The following is a 12,479-nucleotide window of genomic DNA, read 5'->3' as shown; positions in this document are numbered from 1 at the left end:
CATTAATAAATATTAGCCAATTTTTTTGTACTTAATACGTTTAGGTTGAGCTGCAGCTGCACCTAGTGTCTTTTTAAGCCACTCTTCGTATTCAGTGTAGTTACCATCAAAAAAGTTAATTTGACCTTCGTCGCGGTAATCTAAAATGTGTGTAGCAATACGGTCAAGGAACCAACGGTCATGCGATATACACATTACACAACCAGGGAACTCTAAAATAGCGTTCTCTAGAGCACGTAGTGTTTCAACGTCCAAGTCATTGGTTGGCTCATCGAGTAGTAACACGTTGCCGCCAGCTTTTAATAACTTAGCAAGGTGTAAGCGGTTACGCTCTCCACCAGATAGGTCTTTAACAAACTTTTGCTGATCGTTACCTTTAAAGTTAAAGCGACTAACGTATGCACGGCTTGGGAACTCAAAGTTACCAATTTTTAGAACGTCTTGTCCGTCTGATATTTCTTGGAAAACAGTTTTGCTTTCGTCCATACCATCACGGAACTGATCAACGGTCGCAAGGTGAACAGTTTCACCAACACTGATACTACCGCTGTCTTGCTTTTGCTCACCACTGATCATTTTAAATAGCGTTGATTTACCTGCGCCATTCGCGCCAATAATACCCACAATGGCACCTTTTGGCATGCTAAAGCTTAAGTCGTCAATTAAAACGCGATCACCAAAACTCTTACGAAGATTCGTTACTTCAAGTACTTGATCCCCTAAGCGCGGACCAGGTGGAATAAACATCTCGTTAGTTTCGTTACGTTTTTGGTAATCAGACTGCTGCATTTCAGTAAACTGAGCCATACGTGCTTTTGACTTAGCTTGACGACCTTTAGGGTTTGAACGAACCCATTCAAGCTCTTGCGCAATTGATTTTTGACGTGCTTTTTCAGATTTTTGTTCTTGCTGTAAGCGCGCATCTTTTTGTTCAAGCCAAGAAGAATAGTTACCTTCCCATGGAATACCTTCACCACGGTCAAGCTCTAATATCCAACCAGCTACATTATCAAGGAAGTAACGGTCATGCGTTACCGCCACAACAGTGCCTTCGTAATCGTGTAAGAAGCGCTCTAACCATGCAACCGACTCAGCATCCAAGTGGTTAGTTGGTTCATCAAGAATAAGCATGTCTGGTTTTTCAAGCAATAATCGACATATAGCAACACGGCGGCGTTCACCACCTGAAAGGTGCTCAATTTTAGCATCCCATTCTGGCAGGCGAAGTGCATCAGCTGCGCGCTCTAAAACGTTGTCAATGTTATGACCATCGTGCGCCTGAATAACTGCTTCAAGTTCGCCTTGCTCTTTTGCAAGTGCGTCAAAGTCAGCGCCTTCCATTGCGTACTCGTTGTACACTTCGTCTAAGCGGCTAAGTGCATGTTTAACTTCGCCAACGGCTTCTTCAACAATTTCACGCACTGTTTTACTTTCGTCTAATACTGGTTCTTGCGGTAAATAACCAATTTTAGTACCAGGCTGAGGATGTGCATCACCTTCAAAATCTTGGTCAACACCGGCCATAATACGTAGTAACGTAGATTTACCAGAACCGTTTAAACCAAGTACACCAATTTTTGCGCCAGGGAAAAAGTGCAACGAAATATCTTTTAAGATAGTGCGCTTAGGAGGCACAACCTTAGATACTCGACTCATCGAGAATATAAATTTATCAGGTAAAACCATTAAAGGAGCCTTCAAATAATAATAAAAATTTCAATGTTGTATTGTAGTGGCTCACAGGTGAAACAGTCAACGAATGACGCGTAGAACTATTCGTTTGTGCTAACGTTATTCTCTTTTATCGGTTGTTAAAAATACCGAGATTGCAGAATGTCTATTATGTAAGATTCTGTAATCTATTGTTTTATATTGTTCAAATATATTTCAATTTAAACAAAAAAGGAACAAGATGTTTACAAGTGATAAGCTACAAGCGAACTATAAAAGCGACTAGCTCAAGTCTTTTTAAAACATCAACATTATTTAAAATTAATAACGTTTAGGGAGTGAACATGAAAACAACAGTTATAAAGTTAAGCGCGTTACTTTTAGGGCTATATACATTTTCAAGCCAAGCCGAAATACTCCACGTAAACGGCTACTACCATGGAGTAGGTATGGGCTCAACACAGATTGATGTTCATGAAAGTGATAGCCTACAATTTACAACGCTTTACGGACGGTTTGGTTATCAGTTTTCGCGATATTTTGCATTAGAAGGGCGTGTAGGTTTTGGTTTAAATGATGAATCAGCACCTTTAAATGGAATTGTTTTTACTCAAAACCCCCAGGACGGTTCGTTAACCTCAGAACCGATTCAGAGCCAAATTGATTCAAGCCTTGATTTGCAAACAAGTCTATTTGTAAAAGCTAATTATCCAATTTCATCTCGAGCTGATGTGTTTTTATTTGGTGGCTATGGTAGAAATAAATTAAGTTACAATGAAGACGACGTAAAAAACCTGGCAGAATCAATAACAGGTACAGATACAAATTCTACGCTAATAACTGAGCAAAACTATGACGAAGGCGGCGTAACGTACGGGACTGGGATTGACTATCGATTAACTCAACGCTGGCAGGTAAGCGCTGAATATCAATATTTTGATACAGACGAAGGCGATATTTACGCACTTAATTTATCTGTAAACTATCGGTTTTAAATACGTATGCGCTACTAAGTTTGGTAGCGCTATTTCAAAAGTATCAAAACAAATCACTCCATATGTAGAACCTCTTTTGCATAACACCTAATATTTTTCAATTTAAATAGAATGAATAAATTTCATTTAGACATCTATACATCTAGAGGTTGATATTTTTTACTTTCAGTTCATAATTAACTTTCGGTTTTTATGAGCAGGAGTAAAAATATGCCAATTACAGTAAAAGACGAGTTACCCGCTATTGCACGCTTACGTAAAGAAAACGTATTTGTAATGCCAAAAACTCGTGCAAAAACGCAAGAAATACGCCCAATGCGTTTGGCTATTTTAAACTTAATGCCTAATAAAGTAGAAACCGAAGTACAGTTTATTCGTTTGCTTGCCAACTCGCCTTTGCAAGTAAATGTAGAGCTACTGCGACTCGATACTCATCGCAGTAGCAGTAATTCAGAAGAGCACCTTGATACCTTTTACCGTTATTTCTCTGAAGTGAAAGACAACAATTACGACGCGTTAATTGTAACCGGTGCGCCACTTGCTCATTTGGAGTACGACGATGTAGCGTATTGGGACGAGCTAAAAGTTATTATTGATTGGGCTGAGCAACATGTCACCTCTACGTTATTTTCGTGCTGGGCTGCGCATGCAGCCTTATATCACCGTTATAATTTAAAGCGTGATTTAAAAGACGATAAGCTATGTGGTGTGTTTACCCACCAATGTTATTTTGATCATGGTGCATTAACTCGCGGATTCGACGACACCTTTCTAGTACCGCATTCACGTTATGGCCACATTGATATAAATAAAATAAATGCCTGTGATGAGCTAGTAGTGCTGGCGGGCTCCAAGCGAGTAGGGGCTTACTTACTTAAAAATAAATCGGGTAGCCAAGTATTTATAACTGGCCACCCTGAGTACGACGCAGATAGCTTAAAAGCTGAGTACGAACGCGATTGTAAAAAAAGCCCTGATGCACCAAAACCCGAAAATTACTTCCCGGACGACGACGCAACCAAACAACCTTCAAAAACGTGGCAAAGCCATGCTTTTTTACTTTTTTCGAATTGGTTAAATTACTACGTGTACCAAACCACACCGTATGATATTAATTTAGTTAGCCAAGATGTGAGGACTAACAACTATGCCGAATAATGCTTTAAATAATAAACACGCCGAAATAAGTGCTGCGCTAAAAGAGCGCATTTTAATTTTAGATGGCGCAATGGGCACCATGATCCAAGATCATAAGCTAGAGGAAGAAGACTATCGCGGCGAGCGTTTTAAAGATTGGCATGTACTTATTAAAGGCAATAACGATTTATTAAGTCTCACAAAGCCTGAGTTAATTGCAGATATTCATCGTGGGTTTTTATCAGCGGGCGCCGATATTATCGAAACCAACACATTTAACTCGACCACCATTTCGATGGACGATTACGACATGGCAAACCTAAGCCGTGAAATAAACGTAGAGTCGGCTAAATTAGCACGCGCAATGTGCGACGAATTTAGTGCTAAAACGCCACAAAAGCCCCGTTATGTAGCGGGTGTTTTAGGGCCGACTTCTAAAACGTGTTCAATCTCGCCAGATGTAAACGATCCGGGTTACCGAAATGTTACCTTTGATAAACTCGTTACTGCGTACGTTGAGTCAACGCTTGCATTAATGGAAGGCGGCGCCGATTTAATACTAATCGAAACTATATTCGACACGCTTAACGCAAAAGCCGCATCGTTTGCAGTAGAAGAAGCCTTTGAGCAAGCAGGGCGTAAATTACCTGTAATGATTTCAGGGACTATTACCGATGCCTCTGGGCGTACGCTTTCGGGGCAAACAACCGAAGCATTTTATAACTCTATTCGCCACATTAAGCCTATATCAATCGGCCTAAACTGCGCGCTTGGCCCTGATTTATTGCGCCAATATGTGCAAGAGCTATCGCGTGTATGCGAAACATTTACCTCAGTACATCCTAATGCGGGCTTGCCTAATGAGTTTGGTGAATACGATTTAGAAGCGCCTGAAATGGCAGCCGAAATTATCGATTGGGGTAAATCGGGCTTTATTAATATAGTAGGCGGGTGCTGCGGTACAACGCCTGCGCATATTCGCGCGTTTGCAAAAGGGCTTGAAGGCGTTAAACCTCGCCCTTTACCTGAGCTTGAAGTACGTATGCGTTTATCAGGCCTTGAAGCCTGTAACTTAAACTAAGGAGCCAACATGACACAGCAAATAGCAGTATTTACTAATGTTGGTGAGCGTACCAACGTAACTGGTTCGGCCATGTTTAAACGTTTAATCATGGAAGAAGACTTTGAAGCCGCACTAACAGTTGCACGCGAACAAGTAGAAAACGGCGCACAGGTTATTGATATAAACATGGACGAAGCCATGTTGGACTCAAAAGCCGCCATGGTTAAGTTTTTAAACTTAATAGCCTCAGAGCCTGATATTTCTCGCGTACCAATTATGGTCGACTCCTCAAAATGGGAAGTAATAGAAGCAGGCTTAAAGTGTATTCAAGGTAAGGCAATTGTTAACTCAATATCGCTAAAAGAGGGTGAAGAGCCGTTTATTCGCCAAGCTAAAATAATAAAACGCTTTGGTGCAGCCGCTGTTGTAATGGCGTTTGATACCGACGGACAAGCAGATACCGCTGACCGTAAGTTCGCAATATGTGCGCGCAGTTATAAAATATTGGTAGAAGACATTGGCTTTGCGCCAGAAGATATTATATTCGACCCTAATATATTTGCCGTAGCCACCGGTATTGAAGAGCACGACAACTACGCCGTAGAATTTATTGAAGGCACGCGCCGTATTAAGCAAAACTTACCGCACTGTAAAGTGTCGGGCGGGGTGTCAAACGTATCGTTTTCGTTTAGAGGTAATAACCCAGTACGTGAGGCTATTCACTCGGTGTTTTTATATCACGCTATTCAAGCGGGTATGGATATGGGCATTGTAAACGCAGGCCAACTTGCTGTTTACGACGACATACCAGATGAGTTACGCAAAGCCGTTACAGACGTAATACTTAACACCGACTCAGGCGCAGGCGAGCGTTTAGTAGAGCTTGCACCAAAATACTCGGGTATGGCGCAAGCTGAGCGAGTAGAAGATTTAGAGTGGCGCACATGGCCTGTTGCAAAACGCCTTGAGCACGCGCTTGTTAAAGGTATTACTACCTTTATAGATGAAGATACCGAAGAATGCCGCGCCGCAGCAGCTAAACCTATTCACGTAATTGAAGGGCCGCTAATGGACGGCATGAACGTAGTAGGCGACTTATTTGGCGCAGGTAAAATGTTTTTACCACAAGTTGTTAAATCGGCGCGCGTAATGAAGCGAGCCGTAGCCTACCTAGACCCATACATTGAGCTTGAAAAAGAAGAAGGCTCAACTAACGGTAAAATAGTGATGGCGACCGTAAAAGGTGACGTACACGACATAGGTAAAAATATTGTGGGTGTTGTACTGCAATGTAATAACTACGAAGTAATCGACTTAGGCGTAATGGTGCCTGCCGATAAAATACTGCAAACCGCAATCGACGAAAAAGCCGATATTATTGGATTATCGGGCTTAATTACCCCATCGCTTGACGAAATGGTACACGTAGCAAAAGAAATGAAACGCCGTGGCTTTGAGCTCCCATTAATGATTGGTGGCGCTACTACTTCTAAAGCGCATACTGCCGTTAAAATTGAGCCACAGTACGACAAGGGCGTAGTGTACGTAAGTAACGCCAGCCGTGCAGTAGGTGTGGTATCAAGCTTGTTATCTAAAGAGCTAAAACCTGCCTTTTTAGCTAAAACCCAAGCGGAATATGTAAAAGTACGCGAGCAACAAGCGCGTAAAAAACCACGTTCTAAGCCCGTTACAATCCAGCGCGCACGCGATAACGCAGCACAACTCGATTGGGATAACTACACGCCACCAGTGCCTAAAAAGCTTGGCGTGATCGAGTTTAAAAACGTATCAATCGCTACTTTGCGTAAATACATAGATTGGACGCCATACTTTATGACGTGGTCAATCGCCGGTAAATACCCGCGCATAATGACCGATGAAGTCGTAGGCGAGCAAGCCCAAAGCTTATTTAAAGACGCTAACGACATGTTAGACGACCTTGAAAAAGCAGGCAGTTTGCAACCACTTGGCGTAATAGGTTTATTCCCTGCAAACCGCGTTGGGGACGACATAGAAATATACACAGACGAAACACGCAAAGAGTTATTAACGACCTCATGCCATTTACGTCAGCAAACCGAAAAAACCGACTTTGCTAACTACTGCCTAGCCGATTACATAGCACCTAAAGGCACACCAGACTATTTTGGCGCGTTTGCAGTAACAGGCGGTTTAGAAGAAGACGACTTAGCAAATGCGTTTGACGCACAGCAAGACGACTACAACAAAATAATGATTAAAGCGGTTGCCGACAGGCTCGCAGAAGCGTTTGCAGAATACCTACACGAAAAAGTACGTAAAGAGTATTGGGGTTTTGCACCAGACGAAAACCTAGCAAACGATGAGCTAATACGCGAAAACTACCAAGGTATTCGCCCAGCGCCAGGTTACCCTGCGTGCCCAGAGCACACCGAGAAAAAGAAAATTTGGCAGTTGCTCGATACCGAAAAACGCATTGGCATGCAGCTAACTAGCTCATACGCCATGTGGCCAGGTGCTGCTGTTTCGGGTTGGTATTTCTCACACCCCGAAGCTAAGTACTACGCAGTAGCAGCGGTACAAAAGGATCAGGTTGAAGACTACGCTAAACGAACCAATATGACGCTAGCAGAAGCTGAAAGATGGCTATCGCCTAATTTAGGATATGATCCGGAGTAAATAGATAAACGGTAAGCTATAAGTTAAAACAAAAACGAGCCTAATTAGGCTCGTTTTTATTTTGTATCTTTATATTTGTTATGACAATAAATATCGATAACTCAGTTGTTTACATAATAGGTATTAGATGTGACTATTAAATGGATTGAACATGTAGTCTATGTATTAGTTTTGGACTAAGCATAAAGGATACTAAGTTTTAGTTACTCTAACTAAGGAATTATAATGCAGATAATTACGGAAGATCAGCTATCTCTTGAATATTACGGTGCAGCAGTTGAAAAAGGGCAACTAAAAGCGAAAGATGTTGCTCGCTATATTTTGGCATTAGATGAATTTATGAACGTTATTACAACAGAAGCTTATGGTAAAGATGCATCGCTATGTATGGATGTATCAGGTTTTAGAGGACAATCATTTGATATTGATTTTTTACTTCAGGTTGTAGGTTTATCCTCTGGAGCACTATTTTGCACCAGCTCCCCCAAAGACCTTATTACTCTGGCTACTGACTCAATTAAGTTGTGTATTCATTTAGCTGGCAATCAACCGAAGCAGTGCACACCAGATAGTAATGCGAATACAGTTAATATTGAAAACTCTAATGGTCATACTCAAGTATTTCATATTCAAACGCTAAATGTTCTTTCTGACCCAAAAGCAGCTAATTCATTGGATACATTTATTAGAGAGCCTTTGCTTAAAGGGTTAAGCGAAGTAAAGTTAAAATCTTCAAAGTTTGACATCCAAACTAAAGCTTCGGCTAATGATGCTGAATTTTTTAAACCTCTAGATTTCGATTTACCAATTTCAAAAAATACAATTACAACAGGTTTAACTATTGAATCACCATCCTTTAAAGATGGAAATAAGTGGAAATTATTTGATGGACAATCCAGTTTCTATGCAGAGATTACTGATAGAGAATTTATTGAGACTGTAGATAAAGGAGAGCGGTTTGGTAAAGGGGATCTATTAATAGTTGAAATGGAAATAATTCAGACTAAAACGCCGCAAGGTTTGAAGATTGAAAAACTCATTACGAAAGTTACAGATCATAAAGAAGCGCCTCAGCAGAAAGGTATGTTCTAAGATTTTAGGTCAAAGTATTAGAAATATAATAAAAGCCCAAATTGAAGGACTATAAATGAAATATCTAAGCCACATTCTACTGTGCCTATCCTTACTTTTTACATCAAACACATTCGCTCTTGATCAAAAGTATCACGAGAGCGTTTTGCCTGTTATTGCTGCCTTTGAAGGTAACGATAAAGCAGCTATTGTTTCGCTTGTTTATTACCCACTTAAACGACTATACCCGATACCTGACATTAAAAATGAAGCTGAGTTTATTAACCGTTTTGATGAAGTGTTTAATGATGAGTTAGTGGCAGCGATTGCCGCCTCAAACATTGACACCGATTGGGATAAAGTTGGTTGGCGCGGCATTATGCTAAATAACGGCGTTATGTGGATAGATACTGACGGTAAAATTATTGCTGTAAATACCCAAAATACTAAAGAGCAGGCACTTGTTAAAAGCTTAATCGAACAAGGTAAGCAATCCTTGCACGCAAGTATCAATAATTTTGAAAAACCAGTACTCGATTGGAAAACAGCTAACTACCATATTCGTGTTGATGATTTAGGGGCTCATAATTATCGGTATGCAGTGTGGGGTATTAATAAAAAACCAAGCGACAAGCCTGATATGGTTTTACTAAATGGCGATATTACATTTGAGGGTAGCGGCGGGAATCATCACTATACCTTTAAAAATGGTCGCTATAGTTATGTGCTACAAGTAACTATTATTGGCTGCGATACATCACCACCGGGTTGGCTTGAAGTTTATAAAGACGATGAGCGGTTGTTAAACGAGCCTGTGGTAAGTGCTAATTAATGTATATTTTTAGTGTATTAAACAATGTGGATCTGTTTTTAACAATTAAGCGTTCTAATAATTAGTATTTTTATAAAATAGATCTAAGTGGTAGGCTAAAAAGTAGTAAGTAATTAAAATAGTTCTCGCGCAACAAGGAACCGTCCTTTAAAAGCGCTTTGCCAAGGAGTTTAGTATGATCACGCTTACCATTAATGGTAATAAACATGAGTTTTCTGGCGATCCGTCAACGCCAGTATTATGGTATCTCCGAGACGAATTGAATTTAACAGGGCCTAAGTTTGGCTGCGGTATGGCTCAATGCGGTGCGTGTACTGTGCATATTGATGGGGTAGCTCAGCGCTCGTGTGTATTACCGGTAGCGGCAGCAGCAGGGCGTTCAATTACTACAATTGAAGGGCTAAGCGAGCAGGGCGACCATCCCGTGCAACAAGCATGGATAGAGCATAAAGTACCGCAGTGTGGTTTTTGCCAGTGCGGCCAAATGATGCAAGCGGCGAGTTTATTAGCGGCTAATCCAAACCCAACCGACGATGAAATAGTAAGTAATATGTCGGGCAATATTTGCCGTTGTGGTACTTATCCGCGTATTCATAAAGCGATTAAATCGGCTGCTAAAACTATTGCGGGCGTGCAGTATTTTGACCCAAATGAACTAGGGGAAGAAGTATGAGCGAAGCAAATAATACATACTTTGATTTAACCCGCCGTAAGTTTTTAAAAACTAGTGCCCTAGGTGCGCTAGTGCTGGGTACTTATTTTGTTGGCAGTGCGCCAAGAGCATTTGCTGGCGTGTTAGAGCAGCCATCTGAGCTGGCAAAACGCGCAAACTTATTTATTGCACTGCGCCCAGACGGCATGGTTGAAATAACCTGCCATCGCTCTGAAATGGGTCAGCAAATTCGCACCGCTATTGCACAAATTGTTGCCGATGAAATGGAAGCCGCATGGGATAAGGTTATTGTTATTCAGGGTAAGGGCGACCCTAAATACGGCGATCAAAATACCGATGGCTCGCGCAGTATTCGCTATAACATGCAGCGCCTGCGTGAAATGGGCGCAAGTGTACGTTACATGATGCAGCACGCAGCTGCTAAATATTGGAAAGTTGATCCACACACCTGTACAGCTAATCAACACGTTGTTACACACAGCTCAGGTAAGTCGCTTACTTATAAAGATTTAATCGACTTAGCGCTTACAATAACGCCACCAGAAGTTGACAAACTAACGCTTAAAACACGCAAAGAATGGCGTTATATTAATACTGGCATGGCGCACATAGATTTAGCCGATTTAGTAACAGGCAAAGCAATATTTGCAGCCGATGTACGCGAACCACAAGCGCTGGTGGCTATAATTGAACGCCCGCCAGTCGTAGGCGGCGTTGTTAAGTCGTTTGATGCCAGTGCTACAAAAGCGATAAATGGCGTTATAGATGTTATTGAAATACCTGCACCAAAAGGCGCGCCGCAGTTTCAGCCAAAAGGCGGCATTGCGATTATAGCTAAAAACACATGGGCTGCATGGCAAGGGCGTAAAGCATTAAAAGTGGTGTGGGATGATGGCAAAAATGGCGATTACAATTCAAAAGAATTTAAAAAGTCATTATTACAAACAGTACAAACTCCACAGGCAAACATACGTGATAAAGGCGATGCCATGGGCGTATTGGCTAAATCGAGCAATAAACTCGTAGCTGATTATTATGCGCCGCATCTTGCTCAAGCACCAATGGAGCCGCCTTGTGCAACAGCTATGTACAACAAAGACAGTGTTGATATATGGGCTGCTACGCAAAATCCACAAGCCGATATGAAAACAGTGGCGGCAATGCTTGGCATGGATGAGAGCAAAATTAATGTTCACGTTACCATGTTGGGAGGCGGTTTTGGGCGTAAATCAAAACCTGACTTTTCAGCAGAAGCAGCTTACCTTTCAATGAAAGTAGGCAAGCCTATTCGCGTGCAATGGACGCGTGAAGACGACATACAACATGGTTTTTACCATGCAGTTTCGGCTCAGCACATTGAAGCATCGCTAGATAAAAATGGCGCAATAGAATCGTATTTACATCGCACCGCGTTTTCACCAATTACCTCTACCTTTTCAGAAGGGGCGACTACGCCGGGAAGCTTTGAACTGCGCTTAGGATTTACCGATAACCCTATTAACACGCCTAATATGAAGTTAGAAAACGGTGATGCGCAAGCCAAAGCACGAATTGGTTGGATGCGCTCTGTATCAAATATTTTTCATGCCTTTGCTATTCAGTCATTTATTGGCGAAGCTGCGCACAAAGCCGGTCGCGACCAAAAAGACTATTTACTAGACACTATAGGTCCGAGTCGCATTGTTGATGTAACTGAGCAAAATGCCACATACGATAATTACGGTGGCGATAAAGCGGTTTATCCTCTAGATATTGGCAGACTGCGCCATGTTATTGAAAAAGTGGCTGACATGAGTAAATGGGGGCGAGAGCTTCCTAAAGGTCGAGGTTTAGGCATAGCAGCACACAGAAGCTTTCTAACTTACGTAGCTACGGTAGTTGAAGTAGAAGTGTCGGATGCTGGCGATTTAAAAGTAATTAAATCGTGGGTTGCCATTGATGCGGGTACGGTTGTAAACACCGACACTGTTAAAAACCAAACCCAAGGTGGCTCTATTTACGGTATTACAACTGCAATCAGCGATGGTATTACCTTTGATAAAGGGCGCGTACAGCAAAGTAACTTTCATGATTATCGCGTACCGCGTATGAGCGACGCACCTCTTGAGATTGAAGTTGAAATTGTACAAAGTGATGCACCACCAGCAGGAGTAGGCGAGCCGTCTACACCAGTTTATGCGCCAGCATTATGTAATGCTATTTTTGCAGCGTGCGGAAAGCGTATTAGGCAGTTACCGATTGGTAACCAATTAAAAGCGTAGCTAAATAACCTACAGCTTAAACAAAAAAACCGCCAAATGGCTAACACCGATCAGTTAAGGTATTTTTGATCGGTTGACCGATCTTTTGGTTGCTTCACAATACCCTTATCATCTTTTG

9 protein-coding genes are annotated in these 12,479 nt (G+C 41.7%); 8 read left to right on the top strand and 1 reads right to left on the bottom strand.

Translation table 11 applies throughout. The features are described 5' to 3' along the window. Window positions 1–12: 12 nt before the first annotated feature. Window positions 13–1,686: an energy-dependent translational throttle protein EttA gene (ettA, locus tag I6F53_RS13985; protein WP_197239951.1), complete on the bottom strand. Its 1,674-nt coding sequence runs from the start codon at window positions 1,684–1,686 to the stop codon at window positions 13–15. 329 nt (window positions 1,687–2,015) lie between these two features. Between ettA and I6F53_RS13980 the strand changes: the two genes are divergently transcribed. From I6F53_RS13980 to I6F53_RS13945, 8 genes are all read left to right on the top strand, one after another. Further along, a complete protein-coding gene (locus I6F53_RS13980; RefSeq protein ID WP_197239950.1) occupies window positions 2,016–2,666 on the top strand; it encodes a porin family protein in 651 nt (216 codons plus the stop codon). A gap of 210 nt (window positions 2,667–2,876) precedes the next feature. After that, window positions 2,877–3,824 (top strand): homoserine O-succinyltransferase, encoded by a 948-nt coding sequence (locus tag I6F53_RS13975; protein WP_197239949.1) that lies wholly within the window; start codon window positions 2,877–2,879, stop codon window positions 3,822–3,824. After that, window positions 3,814–4,884, top strand: a complete 1,071-nt coding sequence (locus I6F53_RS13970) for a homocysteine S-methyltransferase family protein (protein WP_197239948.1) — start codon at window positions 3,814–3,816, stop codon at window positions 4,882–4,884. Before I6F53_RS13975 ends, I6F53_RS13970 begins: the two co-directional genes overlap by 11 nt. 9 nt (window positions 4,885–4,893) lie before the next feature. Continuing rightward, window positions 4,894–7,524, top strand: coding sequence for a methionine synthase (gene metH, locus I6F53_RS13965; protein ID WP_197239947.1), 2,631 nt, complete (start codon window positions 4,894–4,896; stop codon window positions 7,522–7,524). Between the two features lie 225 nt (window positions 7,525–7,749). Then, window positions 7,750–8,616, top strand: a complete 867-nt coding sequence (locus tag I6F53_RS13960; protein ID WP_197239946.1) for a hypothetical protein — start codon at window positions 7,750–7,752, stop codon at window positions 8,614–8,616. A gap of 55 nt (window positions 8,617–8,671) precedes the next feature. After that, window positions 8,672–9,427 carry a hypothetical protein gene (locus I6F53_RS13955; protein WP_197239945.1) on the top strand — a complete coding sequence of 252 codons (756 nt, stop codon included), beginning with the start codon at window positions 8,672–8,674 and terminating at the stop codon, window positions 9,425–9,427. Between the two features lie 175 nt (window positions 9,428–9,602). Continuing rightward, the gene (locus I6F53_RS13950) at window positions 9,603–10,100 is read left to right on the top strand and encodes a (2Fe-2S)-binding protein (protein WP_197239944.1); all 498 of its coding nucleotides are present in this window, start codon (window positions 9,603–9,605) and stop codon (window positions 10,098–10,100) included. Further along, on the top strand, window positions 10,097–12,361 hold the full coding sequence (locus I6F53_RS13945; protein WP_197239943.1) for a xanthine dehydrogenase family protein molybdopterin-binding subunit: 2,265 nt from the start codon (window positions 10,097–10,099) through the stop codon (window positions 12,359–12,361). The genes I6F53_RS13950 and I6F53_RS13945 overlap by 4 nt, the downstream gene beginning before the upstream one ends. The last annotated feature ends 118 nt before the right edge of the window (window positions 12,362–12,479 follow it).

This window comes from Pseudoalteromonas sp. SWN29, assembly GCF_015864465.1.
GTDB lineage: Bacteria > Pseudomonadota > Gammaproteobacteria > Enterobacterales > Alteromonadaceae > Pseudoalteromonas.
The sequence above is the reverse complement of the archived record's forward strand: the minus strand, read 5'-3'. Positions and strand labels throughout refer to the sequence as shown.